At 68.3% G+C, this 21,575-nt stretch carries 22 protein-coding genes and 1 pseudogene; 7 read left to right on the top strand and 16 right to left on the bottom strand.

The annotated features are described in order from the left end of the window. Positions 1-12: 12 nt before the first annotated feature. The 7 genes from VFA08_11885 to VFA08_11855 all read right to left on the bottom strand — a co-directional run bounded on the left by VFA08_11885 (position 13) and on the right by VFA08_11855 (position 5,757). On the bottom strand, positions 13-765 hold the full coding sequence (locus VFA08_11885; GenBank protein ID HYZ14284.1) for an SDR family NAD(P)-dependent oxidoreductase: 753 nt from the start codon (positions 763-765) through the stop codon (positions 13-15). Then, positions 762-1,523, bottom strand: a complete 762-nt coding sequence (locus VFA08_11880; protein ID HYZ14283.1) for an SDR family NAD(P)-dependent oxidoreductase — start codon at positions 1,521-1,523, stop codon at positions 762-764. Before VFA08_11880 ends, VFA08_11885 begins: the two co-directional genes overlap by 4 nt. Next, positions 1,520-2,308, bottom strand: a complete 789-nt coding sequence (locus VFA08_11875) for a polysaccharide deacetylase (protein HYZ14282.1) — start codon at positions 2,306-2,308, stop codon at positions 1,520-1,522. Before VFA08_11875 ends, VFA08_11880 begins: the two co-directional genes overlap by 4 nt. Then, the gene (locus VFA08_11870; protein ID HYZ14281.1) at positions 2,305-2,973 is read right to left on the bottom strand and encodes a branched-chain amino acid ABC transporter permease; all 669 of its coding nucleotides are present in this window, start codon (positions 2,971-2,973) and stop codon (positions 2,305-2,307) included. Before VFA08_11870 ends, VFA08_11875 begins: the two co-directional genes overlap by 4 nt. Beyond that, on the bottom strand, positions 2,858-3,799 hold the full coding sequence (locus tag VFA08_11865) for an SDR family oxidoreductase (GenBank protein HYZ14280.1): 942 nt from the start codon (positions 3,797-3,799) through the stop codon (positions 2,858-2,860). Before VFA08_11865 ends, VFA08_11870 begins: the two co-directional genes overlap by 116 nt. Before the next feature lie 446 nt (positions 3,800-4,245). Continuing rightward, the gene (locus VFA08_11860; protein HYZ14279.1) at positions 4,246-5,271 is read right to left on the bottom strand and encodes a universal stress protein; all 1,026 of its coding nucleotides are present in this window, start codon (positions 5,269-5,271) and stop codon (positions 4,246-4,248) included. An 18-nt stretch (positions 5,272-5,289) separates the two neighbouring features. Then, on the bottom strand, positions 5,290-5,757 hold the full coding sequence (locus VFA08_11855) for a DUF2269 family protein (protein HYZ14278.1): 468 nt from the start codon (positions 5,755-5,757) through the stop codon (positions 5,290-5,292). Positions 5,758-5,830: 73 nt separating this feature from the next. Between VFA08_11855 and VFA08_11850 the strand changes: the two genes are divergently transcribed. Together VFA08_11850 and VFA08_11845 are read left to right on the top strand one after the other, a co-directional pair. Continuing rightward, entirely contained in the window at positions 5,831-6,787 is a 957-nt protein-coding gene (locus VFA08_11850; GenBank protein HYZ14277.1) for a Ku protein, read from the top strand. Positions 6,788-6,930: 143 nt separating this feature from the next. Continuing rightward, entirely contained in the window at positions 6,931-8,439 is a 1,509-nt protein-coding gene (locus VFA08_11845; GenBank protein HYZ14276.1) for a hypothetical protein, read from the top strand. A gap of 68 nt (positions 8,440-8,507) precedes the next feature. Here the strand turns inward: VFA08_11845 and VFA08_11840 are convergent, their stop codons facing one another. Continuing rightward, on the bottom strand, positions 8,508-8,858 hold the full coding sequence (locus VFA08_11840) for a PRC-barrel domain containing protein (GenBank protein HYZ14275.1): 351 nt from the start codon (positions 8,856-8,858) through the stop codon (positions 8,508-8,510). 212 nt (positions 8,859-9,070) lie between these two features. Between VFA08_11840 and VFA08_11835 the strand changes: the two genes are divergently transcribed. The 4 genes and pseudogenes from VFA08_11835 (at position 9,071) to VFA08_11820 (ending at position 11,606) form a co-directional block, all read left to right on the top strand. After that, the gene (locus tag VFA08_11835; protein ID HYZ14274.1) at positions 9,071-9,703 is read left to right on the top strand and encodes a phospholipid scramblase-related protein; all 633 of its coding nucleotides are present in this window, start codon (positions 9,071-9,073) and stop codon (positions 9,701-9,703) included. 368 nt (positions 9,704-10,071) lie between these two features. Next, positions 10,072-10,791 (top strand): annotated as a pseudogene (locus tag VFA08_11830) (DUF222 domain-containing protein). Next, complete coding sequence (locus VFA08_11825; GenBank protein ID HYZ14273.1) at positions 10,777-11,037, top strand: HNH endonuclease signature motif containing protein; 261 nt, start codon at positions 10,777-10,779, stop codon at positions 11,035-11,037. The pseudogene VFA08_11830 and the gene VFA08_11825 overlap by 15 nt, the downstream one beginning before the upstream one ends. Before the next feature lie 224 nt (positions 11,038-11,261). Then, positions 11,262-11,606 carry a plasmid stabilization protein gene (locus VFA08_11820; protein ID HYZ14272.1) on the top strand — a complete coding sequence of 115 codons (345 nt, stop codon included), beginning with the start codon at positions 11,262-11,264 and terminating at the stop codon, positions 11,604-11,606. A gap of 8 nt (positions 11,607-11,614) precedes the next feature. On the opposite strand, the gene VFA08_11815 is transcribed toward VFA08_11820, so the two are convergent. The 3 genes from VFA08_11815 to VFA08_11805 all read right to left on the bottom strand — a co-directional run bounded on the left by VFA08_11815 (position 11,615) and on the right by VFA08_11805 (position 14,164). Continuing rightward, the gene (locus VFA08_11815; protein HYZ14271.1) at positions 11,615-12,148 is read right to left on the bottom strand and encodes a cupin domain-containing protein; all 534 of its coding nucleotides are present in this window, start codon (positions 12,146-12,148) and stop codon (positions 11,615-11,617) included. Between the two features lie 223 nt (positions 12,149-12,371). After that, on the bottom strand, positions 12,372-13,178 hold the full coding sequence (locus VFA08_11810; protein HYZ14270.1) for an ABC transporter permease: 807 nt from the start codon (positions 13,176-13,178) through the stop codon (positions 12,372-12,374). After that, the gene (locus tag VFA08_11805; protein HYZ14269.1) at positions 13,175-14,164 is read right to left on the bottom strand and encodes an ATP-binding cassette domain-containing protein; all 990 of its coding nucleotides are present in this window, start codon (positions 14,162-14,164) and stop codon (positions 13,175-13,177) included. Before VFA08_11805 ends, VFA08_11810 begins: the two co-directional genes overlap by 4 nt. 122 nt (positions 14,165-14,286) lie before the next feature. Here VFA08_11805 and VFA08_11800 point away from each other — a divergent pair, with 122 nt between their 5' ends. Then, complete coding sequence (locus VFA08_11800; GenBank protein ID HYZ14268.1) at positions 14,287-14,763, top strand: MarR family transcriptional regulator; 477 nt, start codon at positions 14,287-14,289, stop codon at positions 14,761-14,763. 109 nt (positions 14,764-14,872) lie between these two features. Here the strand turns inward: VFA08_11800 and VFA08_11795 are convergent, their stop codons facing one another. The 5 genes from VFA08_11795 to VFA08_11775 all read right to left on the bottom strand — a co-directional run bounded on the left by VFA08_11795 (position 14,873) and on the right by VFA08_11775 (position 21,574). Continuing rightward, positions 14,873-17,845 (bottom strand): S8 family serine peptidase, encoded by a 2,973-nt coding sequence (locus tag VFA08_11795; GenBank protein HYZ14267.1) that lies wholly within the window; start codon positions 17,843-17,845, stop codon positions 14,873-14,875. Between the two features lie 224 nt (positions 17,846-18,069). Beyond that, positions 18,070-18,750 (bottom strand): DUF1345 domain-containing protein, encoded by a 681-nt coding sequence (locus tag VFA08_11790; protein ID HYZ14266.1) that lies wholly within the window; start codon positions 18,748-18,750, stop codon positions 18,070-18,072. Beyond that, a complete protein-coding gene (locus VFA08_11785) occupies positions 18,743-19,888 on the bottom strand; it encodes an ABC transporter substrate-binding protein (protein HYZ14265.1) in 1,146 nt (381 codons plus the stop codon). The genes VFA08_11790 and VFA08_11785 overlap by 8 nt, the downstream gene beginning before the upstream one ends. An 82-nt stretch (positions 19,889-19,970) precedes the next feature. Then, positions 19,971-20,750, bottom strand: a complete 780-nt coding sequence (locus tag VFA08_11780; protein HYZ14264.1) for an ABC transporter permease — start codon at positions 20,748-20,750, stop codon at positions 19,971-19,973. Beyond that, on the bottom strand, positions 20,747-21,574 hold the full coding sequence (locus VFA08_11775; protein ID HYZ14263.1) for an ABC transporter ATP-binding protein: 828 nt from the start codon (positions 21,572-21,574) through the stop codon (positions 20,747-20,749). The genes VFA08_11780 and VFA08_11775 overlap by 4 nt, the downstream gene beginning before the upstream one ends. Between the last annotated feature and the right edge of the window lies 1 nt (position 21,575).

The raw sequence follows: 21,575 nt of genomic DNA, 5'->3' as shown, positions 1-21,575 counted from the left end.
TCGGACACCTCTCTACAACGCCGTGACGCCACCATCCACGAAGACGGTCGTCCCCGTCACGTATGCCGCGCGATCGGAGGCGAGGAACGCGATCACCTCGGCCACCTCCTCGGGTCGGCCGAGGCGCCCAAGTGGGACGCGGGCGTCGAGGTAGGCCTGCCCGGCGTGGGGGTCGTCCATCATGCGCAGCATCGGCGTGTCGATGACGCCGGGGGCGACCGCGTTCACCCGCACGCCCCGGGCCGCCCATTCGATCGCCAACTGCTTGGTGAGCGCGACGACGCCCGCCTTGCTCGCGTTGTAGTGCGCGGCCGGTTCGCCGGCGTCGGCGATGACTGCGGCGATGGACGCGACGTTCACGATCGAGCGCGGCTCGGTCGCGGGGGCCGATCGCATCACGGCGCGCGACACGAGGAAGGTCCCACGGAGGTTCGTGTCGAGGACGTCGTCCCACTCCGCGACCGAGACGTCGTCGACAGGCGCGATTCGATAGATGCCCGCGGCGTTCACCAGCACCTCCATCCCACCATCCAGCGCCTCGACGGCCTCGGCGACGGCACGGCCGACGCTCGACTCGTCTCGAACGTCGGCCTCGACGGCGACCGCCCCGATCTCCTTGGCGGCGACGGCCAGCTCCTCCGCCGAGCGATCGACGAGGGCCACCCGCGCGCCCCGATCGGTGAGCAGAGCCGCGGTGGCCCGGCCGATCCCCGACGCGCCACCGGTCACCACCGCCCGCCGCCCGTCGAACCTGTCGGTCGTCATGTCAGGACGACTCCGCCGTTCACGCCGATCGTCTGCCCGGTCACATAGGCCGCATCGGGCGACGCGAGCCACGCAACCGCGCCGGCCACGTCGGCGCCGGTTCCGTGTCGTTCGAGCGGAACGCTCGCCCGGACGGCCTCGACCTCGTCGTCGACCGCGACACCGCGCTCCCCGGCGCGCAGCCGGAGGTCGGCGAGGTGCATCTCGGTGAGCATGTTGCCCGGGGCGATCGTGTTGACCCGGATCCCACGCGGCGCCACCTCGAGCGCGAGCGAGTGCGTGAAGAGCGCGACCGCAGCTTTCGACGCGCAGTACGCCGCGGCGTTCGGGACGCCCTGCTGCCCGAAGATCGATCCCATGTTGACGATGCACCCGCCGTTGGCCATGGCGCGTACACACGCCTTCGACATGAGGAACGTTCCGATCAGGTTCACGTCCAGCACGCGGTGGAACTCCTCGATCGACGTGTCGGCGACGGTGGTCGACGGACCGCCGACGCCGGCGTTGTTGACGAGCAGGTCGATCCCATCGAGGCGCTCGACGATCTGGCCGACGGCGGAGGCGACTTCCTCTTCATCCGAGACGTCGCACCGGATCCCGAACGCCTCCCCGCGGGAGTTCTCCCGTTGGACCCGATCGGCCGTCACCATGACCGTCTCGTCCACGTCGACGAGCGCGACGCGGCCCCCGTCCGCGACAAGGCGCGCGGCAACGCCCTCACCGAGCCCCCGCGCGGCTCCGGTGACCAGGCTCCTCATCCGGCGTGCTCCGCGATCTCGCCCGTCGTGGCGATCCACACCCCGTCGAGACCCTGAACGAACCCTATGAACTCCTCGAGGAAGGCGATCCGCCCCGGCCTGGCGATGATCTGCGGATGACAGGTGATGACCGCGGCTCCGCCGAGCTCGGCGATGCCGAGCACCTCCTTCTCCCAGATGGAGCGCACTTCTTCGACCGTGGAGATTTTCTTCGTCCACGTCGACGGGTCGAACCAGAAGTGCGGCGCGTCGTCGAGGATCCACTGGATGGGGACCTCCACGACCTGGGATCCCTCGTGGCGGTACGGCCGGATCTCGTCCATGAGGTTCGAGGAGTAGGCGAACCCGTGGGTCTCGAGCAGCGAAAGCGTGTGGCCGCTGAAATCCCACGAGGGCGATCGGTAGCCGTGGACCCGCACGCCGAACCCCTCGAGGGCCTCGCGGCCCTTGACCAGCTCCGCCTCCTCTTCATCGCGAGACAGGTTCGTCGGCGAGGTATGCGTGTACCCGTGGTGCGCGATCTCGTGCCCCGCGGCGACGATCTCCTCGACGCGGTGTGGATGTCTCTCGGCCACGCGTCCGGGGATGAAGAAGCTCGCGCGAACCTCGCGGCGACGAAGGACGTCGAGCACGAGCGGCACCGCCACCTTCGCCCCGTATGTGCCCTGCGAAAGGATGCCCGGGCGCTCCGCGTTGGCCGGGTCCTCGCCGATCCACACCTCCTCCGCGTCGAAGTCGAAGGTGAACGCCACCGCGGCGCGGGCGCCGTTCGGCCAGTCGGTCATGGCTCCCTCCGTCCCACGCGGACGCGGGCTTCGGACGGCTCGTCGGTCGGCTCTGCCGTCGCCCCCTTCCCTTTCTCCGTCTCGTCCTCGGCCATCCATCGCTGCACGCGTTTCCACGCATCGCCGAAGGCGGGGACGAGGCCTCGAGGCGCGATCACGATCGTCCCGAGCAGAATGAGCCCCACGATGATCAGACGCGCCTCCTGGAAGTCGCGCAGGTACTCGGACACGACCGTGATCACGGCGGTGCCGACGATCGGACCGGCGAACGTGCCGAGCCCGCCGACCACGAGCATGGCCACGAACAACGCCATCGGCGCGAGACCCATCACGCTGGGCGCGATCACGCCGAAGTAGTGCGCGTAGAAGGCCCCCGCGATGCCGGCGATGAACGCGGAAACCAAGAACGTGATGATCTGCATGCGCATCGGGCTCACACCGCGCGCTGCGGCGTAACCGGGTGAGTCGCGAAGCGCCTTCAGCGGCGGTGCCAGCCAGTAGTACGCGCGTTGACGCGCGTCGGGCGAGAGGTCACCGAACGCGATGTCCTTACCGGAACTCGTCGATGCCGTGGCCGTCTTCCTGCTCCCAGCCGTGGGCGGCGATGTAGCCCCAGCAGTCGGGCCGGCTGCCGTCGGTGTCCGTGACGCCGTAGGCGTCGGCAAGCTGGCGCGCGCTGACGATCGAGCCCTTCCAGCGCTCGGCGTCGCCGGCCCGGGCGAGCGCGGCGACGCCTCGGGCGACATACGTCGGCGACTCTGAGATCGCGAAGCCGGGACGGTCCCGGCAGGCGTCCCGCCAGTTCGCCTCGGTGACGCCGAAGTTCTCCAGCATCTTCTCCGAGCGCAGCCAGCCCGGAGTCACCCCGACGACCGCCACCGGATCGTTCTCCAGCTCGACCGCAAGGCCCTTCACGATCCGCTCGACGTTGGCCTTGACGAGGTCGTAGTAGAAGCCCACGTTGCGCCGAAACTCGGCGTTCGCCTCCGAGGTGCCGTCCGTCATCTCGACGACGAGGCCAATCGTTCCGTCAGCACCCGCGGTGCGCAAGATGAAGGGGATCGCTGCGCGACACGTGATCAGATGCGTGTGCACGCCCATCTGCAGCATCCGTAGTCCGCCCGCCCAGTCGTGCTCCCAGAGCGGCTTGTCCCATTCCGCGTACCTGTCGCCGCCGAAGATGTCGTTGACGAGCACGTCCAACCGGCCATGGTCGCGTTCGATTCCCCCGACGAGCTCGGCAACCGAGGCGGGGTCTTCGTGATCGACCACGAGTGCCGAGCCCACCCCGCCTGCGGCCGAGATCAGTTCCCCGGTCTCCTCGATCGTTTCGGGCCTTCCCATCTCCGACGGCCCGGACGCACGGCTGCTGCGGCCCGTCGCGAACACGAAGAAGCCCGCCCGCGCCAGCTCCACCGCAATGGCACGGCCCGCCCCGCGCGTCGCTCCCGCAACCAGCGCCACCTGCCCCGAGGGCCGCCGCTCAGACATGTCCACCTCACTCGTCGTCCCCCTGGGTCCGGACGATAGATCCTCGGCTGGGCTGTGGTGTTACTTCCCGGACTGCAGCTCCCAGGCGGCGATCACGGCGTCTTCGACGGCATCGGCATTTCCGTTCACAAGGTCCGCCACCACCATCATGTGCTTCGTGAAGCGCTTCGGCACCGAGAAGGTCTCCGGGAACGACTGGAGTAGGAAGTCTCGAAACTCGAACGACGCACGAATCCGATGTGGCTGTCATCGAGCTGCCGCGCCACCAGACGGCCGCGATACCGCCAATGAAGCAAGCCGTCACGACGGCTCTCGGAGACACCGTCGAGCTCGGCCGCCAGGCGGCTGAGGTCCGCGAGGCTCACCAGGCCATCGTCGCATGCCGCTCCTGCATGTAACTATGCCGTCGCGCGTCGGGGCTGGACTTCTGCCACCGAAAGGCCGCGTCAGGTCGAGATCGGATCGAGCGGGTGACGCGTCGGGCCGTTCTTCACGGTGCCGTCGGCTTCGTAGCGGCTTCCGTGGCACGGGCAGTCCCACGTCTTCGCGCGGTGGTTCCATCCGACGGTGCATCCCATGTGCTTGCACCGTGGCGACAGCACGGTGAGCGCGCCATGCTCGTCTCGATAGGCGGCGACCCTCTTGCCGTGGAGCTCCACGATCCCGCCCTCGCCAGGCTCGAGATCCGCCGCCGAGCGCCCCACGGTGTTGACGATCAGCACGTCGCACGGCGCTTGGTGGGAGACCTTGTCGGGCACCACCCCCAGCAGGAACCGGAGGCCCCCGGTCATCCCCTTGTTGCCGACGACGACGAGGTCGTGTCCTTCCGAGGCGGCCAGCTCGGCGATCCTGTCCCCGGGATCGCCGGCGAGGACCTTCGTCGGCATGTCGCGGTTGCCGAGGCGCTCCGCGGTGTCGCGAAGGATGATCTGGCCGACCGGCTCCTCACCGACGTGGACGAGCGTGACGCTCGCGCCGTGCGCCTTGGCGAACTCGGCGCCCACACGCGCGGCTCGGTCGGCCGTGGGGGAACCGTCCGTCGCGATCAGCACGCTGGCGTACTCACCGGGACCCTTGGCCCGTTCGGGCTTGGACGTACGGATGATCAGCAGATCGCACGGCATCTCGTGCGAGACGCGGTCGGGGACGCCACCAAGCCGGAGCATGTGGCGTTCTCCCATCCCGATGTCTCCGACGATGAGGAGCTCGGCGTTGCGACGGTCGGCGATCTCGACGACGCCAGCGGCGGGTTCGCCCTTGACCGGTTCGGCGTCGACGGGGACGCCGGCGGCGCCGGCCCTCGCCCGGGCGCGCTCGAGCGCCTCGACGGACCTTCGTCTGCTCGGACCGTCGGTGAACGCCGAGATGAACAGGACTCGTCCGTTCGACGACGTGGCGAGCTGGAGCGCGACGTTCTCCGCGATCGTGGCCGTCTCGGATCCGTCGGTCCCGACGGCAATCGTTCCGTACATGTTGATGCGTCCTCCGTGTCAGAACGGCTTGATGACCATCAGGTACGCGATGAACAGGACCGACGCGAGGCCGACGATCACGACGATCAAGGGAACGTTCGAGCGCAGCATCGCGTCGAGCTGTGCGGGCGCAACGGCCGAGCTGCTCGACTCCTCGATGGTCATGACCTCTCGGATCTTCTTGTAGTACGGAGCGGGGAGGGCGTACATGAAGATGAGGTTCGCCAGGAACACTCCGAGGCCAACCCAGATCCAGCCCTGGTCCCACCAGCTCCCGCTGAACCCCGCCCAGATCCCGCCGCCCAGCAGTAGCACGACCGATACGTAGAACGCGCTGAGCGAGGAGTTCGAGATCTGGAGCATCACGCGGATCCGGTCGGGGTTGCGCTCGTGCCGGAGCCGCAGCGCCATCGCCGCCGAGACGCCGTGGCTGAACATGAAGCCCAGCACCCCCACGATGTGGATCAGGACGATCCATTCGTACATCGCGCTACCTCCGGGGAGGAACCCTACCGAGTTCAACCACCGGCTCGCTCGGCGCGAGGGTAGGCTTCGGTTCGTGCCGAACGCCGTGTGGAGCGGAAGTCTCAGCTTCGGGCTGGTGAACGTGCCGGTTCGGCTGATCCCGGCTACCGAGCCGAAGGACGTTCGATTCCATCTGTATGACCGGTCGGGACGGCGCGTTCGGTACGAACGGGTCGTGGACGAGGAGCCCTCGTGGGAACCACCGCAGCGGAGCGAGGAAGCCGCCGAGCCGGAGCCGGTTCAGGACCGGGATGCCGAGTCGCAACCGCCGTCTGCCGTTGGCGAGGTGCCCGTCGAGCGGGTCGAGCCTTCGGGCGGCGGGCGGATCGGCTGGGAGGACGTCGTTCGCGGAATGGAGACCGACACGGGCGACGTCGTGTTGCTCTCGCGCGAGGAGATCGACCGCGCGCGGCCGCAACGCAGCCGCGCGATCGACGTCGAGGACTTCGTCGACCTCGCCGACATCGACCCCGTGTTCTTCGAGAAGACCTACTACGCGATCCCGCAGTCGCTCGAGGCGGCCAAGCCGTACGTGCTCCTACACCGGGCGATGCAAACGACCGGTCGGGTCGGCATCGGCCGGTTCGTCCTGAGGACGAAGCCGCATCTCGTCGCCGTACGGCCGATGGACGACGTGCTCGCCGTCGAGACGTTGTTCTTCGGCGACGAGGTTCGAGATCCCTCGGCGTTGGCGCCCGGACTCGGCAGCCTCCAGGTCGACGAACGCGAGCTCGACCTCGCCGCGAAGCTCGTCGAGATGCTCAAGACCGAGTGGGACCCGTCGCGGTACTCGGACACCTACCGCGAGGAGCTCCTGCGGATGCTCGCCGAGAAGGCACCGACCCGGCGCGCCGAGGAAGCGGTGGCGGCCACCACCACCGCGGAGGGCGGGTCGGCGGTCGAGCAGCTGATGGCCGCACTCAAGGAGAGCGTCGAGCAGGCCAAGGCCAAGCAGGAGAAGGGGCCCCCGGGGTCGAAGAAGGTGGGCTAGCGCCGGCGACGAGTTCACAGGCACGGTGACGTGCCGAAAGACCGACCAACGCAGGATTGATGTGCCTGCGTTGGGCGGCTCACACTTTGCCCCTCATGCACGAAAGGCGATCTTCCGATGCCCCGGCGCGACGAAACCTGTGGGTGGTGCTCGCCCTGCTGGACCTCGTCCTGCTGGGGCTCTCGGTTCCCATCTCCGCCTCGTTGGTGGACGGCGCCGAAGCCGACGCGCGAGAACGGGCCGGTCGGCTCGCCGACTCGGTCGTCTCGGACGCGGTTCCACCACCATTGACGGGCGACATCGTGGGGACGGCTCGCCGAGATCTCCTCGAGCGCCTGCGTTCCCGAGCCCTCGACGACACCGTCGCGCGAGTCCTCGTCTGGACGCCGTTCGGCGATCTGGTCTTCTCCTCTGCCGTCGCCGAGGTTCCATCCGAGACGATCCCCCGCACCGACCTGCACTTCTCGCAGGCCGCGGCGGGTGCGATCTCGAGCTTCATCACCGAATCGACCGAGTCGTCGGACCGAGTTCATCGAACGTTCGTGCCGGTTCGGCCGTCTGACGGGGGCTCTCCGTACGCGGTTGCGCAGATCGATCAGCGGTACTCGGCGATCGTGGCTCAGGCGCTCCGTTTCTGGCGTCCGGTGCAACTTGCCCTGCTCGGCATACTCGTCGTCTTGGGCGGCCTCATCGTCTACTCGTTCCGTCGGGAACGACATACCGTGGCGCCGCAGCCCGTTCTCGCCGAGACCGCGGCGACGCTCTCGCTCGAGGAACGCCTTCGCGAGGCGGAGGCCGAGGCGGCGGAGGCCAAGGAGCGACTGGCCACCGCCGAACGCCAGATCAAGGACGCATCGACGTTGCAGATTCCCGCGAGCATCGTGGCTCAGGTCGACGAGCTCGAGGCGCGGATGGCGGCCCACGCAGCGGAGCGCGAACGGTCGGACTCCGAGATGCAAAGGCTGAGTGGGGAGCTGGAGGCGAGGAACGCTGAGCTGGTGACCAAGGATTCCGAGCTGGCGCAGGCCCGCGAGATCGTGGCCGCGAAAGACGCCCAGCTTGCGCGATCGTCGGAAGAGACGCGGGCCGCAGTCGAGGCCGAGACGGCCACTTCCGCGAAGGCCCTCGACAAAGCGAGGAACGAGGCGGACGTCGCCCGCAAACGTTTCGAGGAAGCGGAGAAGCGCGCCGCGAGGGGCGACGAGCGCGCCGAGGACGCCGAGCGCCGCGCGGCAGACGCCACGCAACGACTGGCGCTCGCCGAAACACGGATCACCGAGCTCGAGCGCGCGCTTCGTCAGGTCGAGCGCGCCGCGTTCGACAGGACGGCCTATGTCGGGGTTCCGAAGCAGGGCGACCGAACGAAGGAGATCAGCGCGGCGAAGGACGAGACGGCGGCGCTCAAGGAGAAGCTCAGCGCGACCGAAGCGGCCCTCGCCGAGACGAAGTCTGCGCTGATCGAGGCGAACGCGTCCCTCGTGGACGCGAGGGCCAAGCTCGCCGGACGGGTGACCGAGGAGCACCCGCCGCCGCCGGCGGCGTCCGGCTTGGAGATCGAGGTGCTCAGGGCCGAACGCGACGTTGCGAAGGCCGACCTGCTTCGTGTTCAAAGTGAGCTCGAGCGCTTGAAGGCCGAGTCCGGGGTCGATTAGCACATGAAGAAGGAGCGGGGCGTTGGCCCCGCTCCCTCTTTTGCTACCGCTGCCGCGTGGGTGATCAGCTAGCTGGCGCGGCGACCGGCGTAGTACTCGCCAAGGCGGTTGCGGTAGTCCTCGTTCCGCCAACCACGCTCGGCATCGAACTCGGGCGAGCTCTTGATCTGGTCCTTCGTCAGCGCGACGTGGACCGTGCTGGTGTCGAAGTCCGCCCGCTCGATCGTCCCGGCGGGGACGATGACCTTCCGACCGAAGATCCACGGCCCCGTGTCGACGACGATCGCCGAACCGCCAACCTCGTCGCTGGCCTCATCGACCTTACCGATGCGACCATCTCGGGCCTCGACGGAGAATCCCTCGAGCTTGCGGCCGTTCGGCATCACGTTCGTGCGGTACGTCCAAATCTCTGTGTACACGTGATCACCTCCTCGAAATCGTGGGTTACCCACCGCCATGGCGGGATCATGCGCGTGAGGCGAGATGAGGAAACGCGCTCCGCGCGGGGCTCAGTGACTGCGACGCAACGGATCACGGGCTCACGTGGCCAATCGTGTGCGTGGCGTGTTCGCGCACAGCGAACGGCGGGGGAGGGATAGACTCGGCCGTCCCTGGAAGGCGAGGAGCCGCCGTGTCGGATCTGTTGAACATGAACGTCATGGTCATCAGCCAGAAGCCGAAGTTCATCGAGATGACCAACGAGTACGAGATCACCGACGAGAACGGCACGCCGGTGGGCACGGTTCGTCAGGAGGGACAATCGAAGGCGCGAAAGCTCCTGCGCCTGGTGACGAGCGTCGATCAGTTCCTCACCCATAAGCTGGCAGTGCGGGACGCCGGCGGGGCGACGGTGCTCGAGCTCGTTCGCCCGGCGAAGGTGTTCAAGTCGACGGTCGAGGTTCTCGACGCGAGCGGAACGCACGTCGGCAAGATCGTGCAGGAGAACATCGTCGGGAAGAAGCGCTTCCGACTCGACGGGCCGTCTGACGAAACCCTCGGCTCAATCAATGCGGAGAATTGGCGCTCGTGGGACTTCGCTATCAACGACGCGGCCGGCAACGAGGTCGGCCGGATCACCAAGAAGTGGACGGGGATCCTTCGCGAGGGATTCACGACCGCGGACCGGTACCTGCTGCACATCTCCGGAAACGTCTCGCGTCCGATGCGGCAACTGATGGTGGCGTCGGCGGCGGGGGTCGACACGGCGCTGAAGCAGGACGACACGGGCGGTGTGGGGTTCGGCGGGCTCGACTTCGATATCTGAGTCCGCGAGTTCAGGGCCGCCCGTATCCCCCGAGCTGCGCCGCAGTTCGCTCATCGGGCCCATTTCATCGGCGGTGTGACCTAGCTCACTGCGGCGAGAACGCGCGTTGCCTATCGTCGTTCGTGCGATGAGCACGCTTCGATCTGCGCTCGATGAACTCCGGTCCACGGACGTGTTCGCACTGAGTGAGGAGCAAATCGCATCCGACCTCGACGAGCTCGAACACGCCACGCGCGTATTCGAGGTCGAGCGTGGCCGCCGGGTCGCCGAACTGGAGCGACGGGACACGTATGCACGCGACGGCCACCTTTCGCTGGCCTCATGGCTGACCGCGAGACATCGTTTAGCGCCGTCGACGGACGGCCAGTCACGTCCGAATGGCTCGGACGTTGGAGGCGATGCCGGTTGCCGCTGATGCGCTTGCCTCTGGCGATGTCTCCTCGTCGGCGGTGTCATTGCTCGCGCACGCCCGTGACGCGTCGCCCGAAGCGTTCTCGCGCTCGGAAGCGCAGCTCGTCGACGCGGCGAGAACGATGCCTGTCGAGGAACTCAAGGCCACAGTGACGCGGTGGCGCCACGACCACGCCGATGAGGCCGACGACGATCGCCAGGAGCTCTATCTCTCACCGACGCTGCGCGGTCGGGGCAAGCTCGCCGGCGATCTGAACGCCGACACCACGCAACTAATGATCACCGCGCTCCGGGCCGTCCAGGATGCGGAGATGCGCTCGAACGACCGGACCGACACCCGCTCACCCGCCCGCCGTCGCGCCGACGCCTTGGGGGCGATCTGCCGCCAGTGGCTGGACTCCTCGGGCCGGCCGACCGTGGCCGGGGAGCGTCCGCACGTCATCGTCACCATCGATGTCGAGAGCCTGGGTGGAGGAAGGAGCGCGCCGGGCACCGCTCGGTCCGCCGGGGCGCGCCTTGGCGGGCGGCTTGCAGACGTCGGCGCGATCTCCGCGGCGGACGCGCTGATGTGGGCGTGTGACGCCCAGGTCACTCGGGTGATCACCGACGCCGGCTCGAGACCGCTCGACGTGGGACGGACCACCCGGATAACCCCGCCGTGGATCCGCAAGGCGCTCCTCGTCAGGGACGGTGGATGTGCCTTCCCCGACTGCGGGAGACCACCCTCGTGGTGCGATCCGCACCACGTTGTCCACTGGACCAACGGTGGTCCGACCGCACTGTCGAACCTCGTGCTGCTGTGCCGGCGACACCACCGGCTGACCCACCACAAGCGTTTCTCGGTGGAGATCGTGGACGGCCTGCCGCGGTTCTACCGAGCGGACGGCTCGGTGCTCGAGCCCGCGGATCGGGCGCCGCCGTAGCGGCATCTACGTCACGCCACGTCCCTTAATCGGCTGAACCAGCCAGGCAACCCGCCGGCTGAACCGGCTGGGCAGCCTGCCGGGCCGCATCGCGGACAGGCAAGAAGCCCGCGAGTCGTGCTTCACCAGTGGGTGCGCGGGGTACACGCACCAATGAGTACGTGTCGCCATTGACCATCTGGTTTTGGAAGGCGAAGAACGAGAACGACACGGAGGTGCGACGGATGCCGCAAAAGGCGTGGAGCACGAAGCGCGAACGGCAGTACGAGCACATCAAGAAGGGCCTGAAGAGGGGCGGCCGGAGCGAGGACACCGCAGAGCGGATCGCCGCGGCGACCGTCAACAAGGAGCGGGCGCGCACGGGTGAAGCCAAGACGGCCAGCCGTCTCTCGAAGAAGGACGTGTCGTCGGGTCGGCGCGGCGGGCTTCGCTCGCACAGCGGACCGGGCGGTCGGACGCGCGATCAGCTGTACGAGGCGGCGAAGCGCAAGGGCATCAAGGGCCGGTCGAAGATGACCAAGGCACAGCTCGCGCGGGCGGTCGGCGGAGCCGAAAGCCGTCGAGGCTGACGCGGGACCTACAGCTCGAAGTTGCAGTTCTCGCAGACGAAGATGCGGGCGCGCGCGTTTGCGCTGTGCCCGCCGCATCGGGAGCACCGCCGACACGTCCCGCCCACCGCGCAGTCGGCAGGATCGGTCGTCTCGCCGGGCTGGTCCCAGGTCGTCGTCTTCTCGGACGGCCGCGGGACCTGCAACGAGATCATGTGCAGCGGCCCGCCGTCGTCGCTCACGAACCCGTGCGGGTGCGCCGCCGCCCGACCGATGATCACGCCGGGCGCGAGCGGGACGGGATTCTCGGCAAGGAGCGCGCGACCTCCGCCGCGCAGCACCACGATCCACTCCTCCGAGTCGGGATGGGTGTGCGCGTAAGCGATCTGCCCGGGCGCGAACCCCTGCAACGAGAGGTAGTGGTCCGAGCCCTGGTTGATCGGCACCCGTCGGAACCCCGACGGGCAGAGGGCGATGACGTCCTCCGGGTGCATCCTGAACACGCCGAGGTTGGCGAGCACCTCGGCGAGGTCGCCGATCTGGTGGCCGATGCGCTGATCCACGATGCGAAAGCTTGCCACGCCCCGCGCCGCCGCGGGCCGTGCGCTGCCGCGGGCCGTGCGCTGCCGCGCGCCGTGCGGGTCGCTGCGGGCAGCGCGGGCAGCGCGGGCGCCGCGGGCAGCGCGGGCGCCGCGGGCCGTGCGGCGCCAACAGCTGCCCGGAATGACCGCCCGCCCAGGCTGACGCCTCGCCCCGACGTTGCTCCGCCCGTGGCCGTCGCTGCTGCTAGATCGTCCGGCGGTACTTCCGAACGGCGAGCGGCGCCGCAATGGCGATGATGACAACGATCCAGGCGAGCGATTGCACGACGTACGTCGCCGTCTCACCCCCGATCATCAGCGCCCGAACCGCCGAGGCCGTCACCGAGACGGGCTGATGCTCGGCGAACCCCTGCAGCCACGTGGGCATCGACGCGACCGGGATGAACAGCGACGAGGCGAAGATCAGCGGGAAGACGATCGGGAAGGACGCCGCCTGCGCCGTCTCCGGATCGCCGACCGCCAACCCGACGCCGGCGAAGGTCCACGACAGCGAGTACGCAAACAGCAGGACGATCCCGATCCCGGCGAGGACCGCGAACACGTTCGTGTGCACGCGGAACCCGACGGCGAACCCGACGAGCATCACGAGCAGGATGACGAACACGTTGCGGAACAGATCCGCCGAGGTGCGTCCGGCAAGCACCGCCGAACGCGCCATGGGGAGTGAGCGGAACCGCTCGAGAAGACCGCTCTTCAGATCGGTTGCCAAGCCGACCGCGGTGGCCGTCGCGCCGAAGACCGTCATCTGGACGAACACACCGGGGAGCAGGAAATCCACGTACGGCACCGAAAGGTCGTTCCCGACCACGCCGCCGAACACGTACCGGAAGAGCAGCACGAACAACACGGGTTGAATCGTGGAGAACACCAGCAGCTGAGGCACACGGATGTAGGTCAGCAAGCCGCGCCACGTCATGGCCAGCGTGTCGGAGACCGCGCCGCTCAGTCTGCCGAGGCCCTGCCGTTCTGCCGGGATGGCGATGGCACTCATCGACGAACACCTCCCACGGGTGCGGGCTCTGTTTCTTCCTCGACCGCCCCCTCGACGTGATGACCGGTGAGCCTCAGGAACACGTCGTCGAGGCTCGGTTCTCGAACGGCGAGCGTCGCCGGGAACAGCTGTTCCATGTCGAGCTCACGGAGAACGCCCATGAGCGCTCGGGGTCCGTCGCCGGACGGAACCCGGATCGTGGTGCCCTCGCGCTCCGGCGAGATCCCGCCGAGGCGGGCGAGCACCGACTCGGCGCGTGACGCGTCGGATTCGTCGCCCATGCCGAACTCGATCACCGTGTTTCCGAGCTGCGCCTTGAGCTCGGGGGGCGTTCCCTCGGCGATGACCCTCCCGTTGTCGACAACCGCGACGCGGTCGGCCAGCCGGTCGGCCTCCTCGAGGTACTGCGTAGTGAGCAGGACCGTCGTGCCTTCGGCGACTAGCGCGCGGATCGTGTCCCACAGCGCCTCGCGGCTTCGCAGGTCGAGCCCGGTCGTCGGTTCGTCCAGGAACAGGACGGGCGGCCGCCCGACGAGCGAGGCCGCGACGTCGAGACGCCGGCGCATCCCTCCCGAGTACGTCTTGACCGGCCGGTCGGCCGCGTCGGCCAGGTCGAAGCGCTCCAGGAGCTCGGACGCGCGAGTCGAAATGGTCGGACGGTCGAGGCGCACGAGCCGTCCGACGAGGCGGAGGTTCTCGCGCCCGGTGAGGTTCGGGTCGACGGTCGCGGACTGACCGGCCAAGCCGATCCGGAGCCGCACCCGTTCGGCCTCGGCGACCACGTCGTGTCCGAGGACGGTCGCCCTGCCTGCGTCGGGCTCGAGGATCGTCGTGAGGATCCGAACCGCCGTGGTCTTGCCGGCGCCGTTCGGCCCGAGAAGACCAAAGACGGAGCCGGCTCGGACTTGGAAGTCGACGCCGGCGAGCGCCTCCACATCCCCGAACCGCTTCTCCAGCCCTTCAGCGATGATCGCGCTGTCGCTCATCGAAACCCTCCTCGTTCAGGCGTCATGTGATACCACAGATGCTTGAGATCATGCAACTATCGAGTCGTTGAGACGTTTGAGCTTCTTGAATGTTCCTGTCGGACCGTCTACGATTGAGATAGATGACCACCGATCGGGGAAGCAAGCAGACGTTGGCGCGCGAAGCGTGGCAACCGCTTGCCCGCTACTTCTTCGACACCGTTCGACAGCGCCAGCGGATCCTCGCCGCGTACGGCCTCACGCCGAACGACATGCGAGCGCTCGCCACGTTGGACACGGAGACCGGTCGAACGATGCGCGAGATGGCCGACGAGTGGGTATGCGATGCGTCGAACGCAACGTGGATCGTCGATCGCCTGGAAGAGCGGGGCCTGGCCGAGCGCCGAACCGTGCCGGGTGACCGGCGGGTGAAGTCCGTCGTGTTGACCTCCCGCGGAGCGAAGACACGCGACCGAGTGCTCCACGCGATGTTCGAGCCCCCGCCCGAGCTGCTCGAGCTCGACCGCGCCGATCTCGTGGTGATCAGAGACGCGGTCTCGCGGCTCCCCTTCACACCGTTCGGTGTGCCCTTGCCGCGGAGGCGCAGTCGCACCGCCTAGCAAGGCGTCACACACAACGTGATCGTCAGCTCTGACGCTGCGTGCCAGCCGAGCCCTTTGACGAGGCGCGAGCGGATGGGCGCCCGGCCGAACCGGGCGCCCTACCCACTCAGCGGTTGTCGACCTCCACCAGCGTGAGCCCGAAGCGGCCGGTGGCGTCGTTGTGCGACACCGCACCGAGGTGCCACTCGCCCGCCGTCGCGCCGGTCCACGACACCTGGATCGTGGCCGTCTCGTTCTTCACCGCGGCCGACGGGGCGCTGTCGATCGTCAGATTGCCGCCGGGGGTGCCGGAGATCGCCCACGAGTACATCGTGTAGTCCGAGTCACCGCCGGGCGCCTGCCAGCCGTGGACGTACACGGTCCACGTTCCGTCTGCCGGCTCCGAGAGATCGACCTGCTCGTCGGTCCCGCCGAGCGTGCTCGAGGCGACCAGATCACCGTTCGGATCGAAGACGTAGACGTCCAGGTCCGCATCGGGTTCCGTCGCCTCCGGCGGGATCGCGATGCGGAAGTGCGCCACACCGCTCAGGTCGAACTCATGTGCGTTCGCGCCTCCCGCACGCACATCACTGGGATCGAACGACTGATCCGGGTCCTGCAGGACGTTGTCGACTGTGAGCGTCGCCGGCTCGAGCCCATGGGCCCGCGCCGTGTACGCGCCGCTGTACCCGAACGTCACCTCGAAGCTGGCCGAGCCGTTCACGCCCGTGCCCGTGATCTCCTCCGGCGCGGCGAACTTCGCCCCCCGCACCGCGATCGGGCTTCGGACGTTGTAGGCGCCCGACGTCCACGTCAGCGACCCGAACCGAAACTCGCCGATCGGTGCGGTTTCGTTGGTGATCGTGACCGTGTACGTCTGCTCGTGCCCCGGAGAGATGGTGAACGTCGACGGGGAGACGGCGATGTCGTACCCCTCCGGCTCCTGGACGGAGACGGTGTACGTTCGCCGCGAGCTCGCCACGCTCGTCACCGTCCGCGTGACGGTCTCCCGGCCGGGCACGGCGGCCACGCCGATCGACGGATAGTTCAGGTTGTGAGCCTCAGTTGGGACGCCGGCGTTGGCCAGCGACGTACAGGTCGCAGTGGGGTTCGCGAACACCTCGGGAGCCTCATCACACAGGAAGCCGAGGTAGTCGTTGAACCCGGCGTCGTAGACCAGACCCGGCTGGAACATCGAACCGGCCTGCGACGGCCCGCCCGGCTTGACCTGACCGGCGCCCATCTCGAACGGCGTGGCCTGGCTCGTCCGATCGTTGTCGCGAACGTCCGTGTTCGCCGTGGTCATCATGGCCGACTTGGCCGCCGCGGCGGACCAGCTCGGGTGCTGCTGATCGATCAGCGCGAGCATTCCGGCGATGTGCGGACTCGACATCGACGTGCCCGCGATCGCCTGGAACAGCTCGTCCGGCACCATCCCCGGGTCCGGGAACGGCGAGTTGCCGGCGAGGATCTGGATGCCGGGCGCCGTGATATCCGGCTTGATGATGTCCTCGGCGACAGGGTCGGGTCCCCGCGAGGAGAAGTCGGTCATCGACGGCGCGCTCGGCCACGTCGACGGCGCGTCGGTCGTGATCGACGCCGTGGCGGGGTTGCTTCCCGTCGCAGCGTCGATGTATCCCTTGATGGCGAGACCCGGCGCGTTGTCGACGTGCACCGTCGGGACCCAGTGCGTGTCGGTGAACAGGTTCCCGATGTTGTTGTTCTCGTACATGATCATCCCGACGCCGCCGGCGTCGAAGACTTCCTTGCTCTTCTCGACACGACCGACCACGCCTCGCCGGCAGAGCACGATCGCGCCGGACACCTTGCGGGCGTCGAGAGTGCCCGGCTGGCACAGGTCGTCGTGCTGGCGCGCGACGTCGGCCGCATCGACGAGCGGCGAGGATCCGACGTTGCCGTAGATCGCCGCGCCGGTGAAGGTCGCGCCGCTGCCGAGGGTCACGGTCCCCTTGAAGAAGCGGCTCTGCGTGTTCGCGCCGACGGCCGTGAGCCATGGGACCGATGCGGGACCGCCGATCGTGGCAGGCCCCGGACCGGAGTTGCCGGCGGACGTCGCGACGTGCACGCCGGCGTCGGCCGCGAACAGGAACGCGATGTCATCTGGGCCGGTGAGGCCGGCGCCGCCGCCGATCGAGTAGTTGATGACGTCGACGCCCTGCTCGACGGCCTCGTCGATCGCCGCGGCGAGGTCCGACCCGAACCCGCCCTGGTTGCCGAGCGCCTTGTACGCGATCACGTGGGCGCGCGGGGCGATACCGGAGATGACTCCGACATTCCGGCCCTTGATGCTCGCCGCGACGCCGGCGTTTCCGGCGGCGGTCGACGCCGTGTGCGTGCCGTGACCGTCGTCGTCGCGGGCGGAGTCGAACTCGTCGGGGTCGGCTCCAAGCACCGCACGGTAGGTGTCGAGCACCTGGTCGGCGCCGATCAGCTTGTCGTTACACGTGAAGGGCGCGTCGGCGGGGTTGGCCGCAGTATTGCCGAACTCGCAGGGGAGGTTCTTGATCGGCGAGCGGTAGCTGCCGTCGTCCGCGAAGCTGGGGTGCTCGGGCCAGATGCCGGTGTCGATGACCCCGACGACAACACCCTGGCCGCGCACGCCGCTCGAGTGCGCCCCGCCGCTCCCGGTCAGGCCCAGGAACTGCGGGCTCGAGTCCGTCTGGGCCTGCTGCAGCTCGTCGGGCAGGACCAGCAGGACGTCCTTCCGCGCGGCGAGCTGCTCCGCCTGCGCCTGCGAGAGGAGCGCCGAGAACCCGTTCAGCGCGACCGTGTAGTCGTGGATCTTTTGCACGCCGCCGGGAAGTGCCTTCAGCGCGCGTGAGTGGCTCGCGCGAAGCTGCTGTCCCCGGTTCTTCGCCGCCGCGGTGTCCAGCTCATCCACGGCGAACGTCGCGACGAGCGGATCGTCCTTCATGATCACGACGTAGCTGCCATACGGGCTGGCGAGGACCGAGTCTCCCCGGGACGGAACCCGAGCCTCGTCCCTGGCGATGGCCTCGCCGGTCGGGACGAGAAGAGCGACCAGAAGGAGCGCGCCGAGCGATGCGGCGGACCTGCGAGCCACGGTGCTGCGCGACATGCGACCTCCTTGTGAGGAACTCTCTATGCCCTCGTCCCGCTCATCGGACGGAACGAGCGCGCGGTCGATCGCGTGCGCGTTTCGGCGAACGTGCGGGGCCCGAGCGGCACCAAAGCTAGTTAGCGCGCCGTTTCGCTGTCAATCCGGCGGAGGTCCCATTCACGTTGAAAGAGACACTCGACGTACCGTTACCGAACTACTGCGCGTTCCGTACGGTGGACTCCTTATCCACGGAACAGGCCGACCACGACGTTGATGACCGTGGCGCCGATCACGGCGCCGAACAGATACGACAGCAAGGTGTGGCGCAGCGCTACCCGGCGCATGGCCCTCGTGACGATGGGCGTATCGGAGACCTGATACGTCATCCCGATCGTGAACGCCAGGTACGCGAAGTCCCTGTAATCGGGGGGACCACCGTCGAAGCGAAGACCCCCGGCGTCGTAGTACAGCCGGGCATACCGAAGCGCATACACCGTGTGGACGGCAGCCCAGGACAGGGAGACGCTCAACACCGTGGCCACGTTGATCATCGCAGCCGCCACGAGCGACACGTCGTTCGCGTGAATGAGCGCCAGCGCCACCGCGACGAGGTTCATCACGCTCGCGGCGATCAGGACGAACTCGGTCGCCGCGTGCGAGAGGTCCTCGCTTCCCGCGACACGTTGGGTTGCCTGGGCGTCCAGCGCGCCCACGCTCGCCCAGACCCAAGCGACGTAGACGGCCAACGCCGCGTCCCACCCCGCGAGCACCGCGACCTCCCACGGCGCGAGGAAGGCGGCCGCCGTCGAAACCGTGATCCCCGCCCCCGCGCAGACGGCGAGGCGCGTGCTCGGCGCGGCGCGGAAGCGTTCTCGGGGCGCCGCCCTTGCGTCGTCGGGACTCGAGCGCTCCGGGTCAGGCACCACCCTCTTCCAGCGTCACCTCGATCGGCAGGAAGTCCCCGCCAGTGATGTCGACGTCGAGCACCTCGAGGTTCTCGTGCGCCGCCTCGACGATTTCGTTCGTGAACGCGTCGGGGTGGGCGGGCTCCGTCAACACCGTGGCGCCCTCGAGGTTCGGCGTGTTGAGCGCGATCTCCACCGTTCGATCCCAGGCTGCCTGATCGATGAAGCCGACGCCGTTCTCGGCCGGCCAGATGAGCCTATTGATCTCGTTCATCTGCCAGAGCTGGTGGCTCGCACCGAGCCGCGACCCCCGCGCGAGCACGATGTCTCGACACTCCTCGACGTTGTCGCGGCAGTACGCCCACCCCTGCAGTGACGCGGTGAGGAACCGCTCCGCGATGTCGCGGTACTCCTCGTCGCCGAGCCGCGTTCCATCGGCCCAGATCGCGTCCTGCAGCATGCCCACGCCGACCTCTTCGTACGAGATGACGTTGAAGTCATCCGGCTGGTACAGCTCGCCTGTGTCGGGGTTCACGGCCTCGAGCACCTGCGCGTACTCGTTGTAGGTCATCGCCTCGGCCGCGTCGATATCGCCCGACAGCAGCCCCGACATGTCGAAGTCCTGCTGGACGAGCTCCACGTCCGTCGCCGGGTCCAGGCCCTCCTCCGCAAGCGCGGCGAAGATCTCGTACTCGTTGCCGAATCCCCAGTTGCCGACCGTGCGGCCCTCGAAGTCGGCCGGCGAGGTGATCCCGTCCTCGGCGAACGAAACCTGTAGCGTCCCCGAGCGCTGGAAGACCTGCGCGATGTTCACGATGTCCGCGCCGGCCTCACGCGTCGCGAGCGCCTTCGGCACCCACGCGATCGCGAAGTCGACGGCCCCGTCCGCGAGCTGCTGCTGCGGCACGATGTCGACGCCGCCCTCGACGATCTCGACCGCGAGGCACTGGTCGGCGTAGAACCCCTGTTCGTCCGCCGCGAAGTAGCCGGCGAACTGCGCCTGGACGAACCACTGCAGCTGCAGACTGGTGTTGTCGACCGAGTCGCAGTCGCCCGTGTCGATTGCGGCGTCTCCGCCGTCGTCCCCACACGCCGCCCCGAGCAGTGCCAGCACGAGCAGGCCTGCCCCGAACGCGCGCAACCTTGGACCCCTCATGCACTCCTCCCCCTCTCGCTCAGCCGTGCATCATGCCCCATCACGCCAAGCTCTGCCGCGCCGGTCCGCCCGCCCGCGAGACCTACTCCGCCGACTGCGCTCGTCCCGGCGTCGCCGCGCGCTCGGCCACAACGGCCGTGAGGTAGAACGCCAGGCCGAGCAGGCACGCTCCGAGCACGTACCCCCAGGCAGTGGCGTTCTTCGAGATCGCGATGTTGCCGACGATCCGGCTACCCAGCCCGTTCTGCGACCCGCCGAAGTACTCGGAGACGAACGCCGTGATGACCGCCGCCGGGGCGGCGATCTTCAGCGCGGTGAACAGATACGGCACGGCGTTCGGCACACGGACCTTCCGTAGCACGGCCACATCGCTCGCGGCGTAGGACCGCATCAGCTCGACGTGCGTTCGATCCACCTGCGTCAGGCCCTTCGCCACGTTCACCAGCACGATGAAGTTCACGACGAGCGTGACCATCAACCGCCGGGGAACCTCGCTCGTCACCGAGAACATGTTGTTGAACAACGCGACGAGCACGAAGATCGGCACGGCATTGAGCGCGATGGCCAGCGGCGTGACCAGCTCGTTCAGCACACGGAACCGGCTCAGCACGAACGCAAGGGCGATACCGAGCACGGTCCCGATCACCAGGCCGACGAGCGCGTTGGAGCCTGAGACCTTCGTCGCCTCCCAGATGAGCGCGGCGTTCGCCTGGAACTCCCGCCAGATCGCGCTGGGCGGCGGCAGGAAGTACGGCTGGAGGTCGAGCACCTTTACAGTCGCCTCCCACAAGGCGACGAACGCGACGCCGAACGCGACCGGCGCCACCACCATCACCGCAACGGTGCGCGGCGAACGGTTCATCGATCCTCCATGCCCGCCGTCTGGGATGGGCCTGCCGCTTCTCTGCTCGAGGCCCGGTCCGTGCCGCGTAGGGCCTCACGCACCTCGGTGATCTTCTTGAAGAACCCGGGGTCCTCTCGCGTGTCGACGTCGCGACGAGGACCGAGGTCCACATCGATCACGTCGGTGATCCGGCCCGGACGGGGCGACATCACGACCACTCGCGTCGACAGGTACACCGCCTCCGGGATCGAGTGGGTGACGAACACGACGGTCGTCGACGTCTCACCGCAGATGCGGAGGAGCTCGGCCTGCATGTGCTCGCGCGTCATCTCGTCGAGCGCGCCGAACGGCTCGTCCATCAGCAGGAGCGGCGGGTGCGCAGCGAGCGCCCGAGCGATAGCCACTCGCTGCTGCATCCCTCCCGACAGCTGCCACGGCATGTGCTCGGCGAACTCGTCCAGCTTGACGAGATGCAGCATCTCGAGCGCGCGCTCCCGCCGTCGCGATCGGTCCCAGCCCTTCAGCTCCAGGGGAAGCTCGACGTTCTTCGTGACGTTTCGCCAGTCGAACAGGCCGGCCTGCTGGAACGCCATGCCGTAGTCCTGGTCGAGCCGAGCCTTCCGGGCGGGCTTGCCGTTCACGAGGATGTCGCCGCTCGTCGGTTCGAGCAGGTTCGCCATCAGCCGCAACGCCGTCGACTTTCCGCACCCCGACGGGCCGATCAACGAGACGAACTCGCCCGGCTCGATCGCCAGATCGACGTCGACGAGCGCGCGAACCTCGTTCGGCCGCCCCCGGTTGAACACCTTCGAGACGCCCCGAACGTCGACCGCGTCGGTCACT

This window comes from Actinomycetota bacterium, assembly GCA_035640355.1.
Classification (GTDB): domain Bacteria; phylum Actinomycetota; class UBA4738; order UBA4738; family HRBIN12; genus CALGFI01.
The sequence above is the reverse complement of the archived record's forward strand: the minus strand, read 5'-3'. Positions and strand labels throughout refer to the sequence as shown.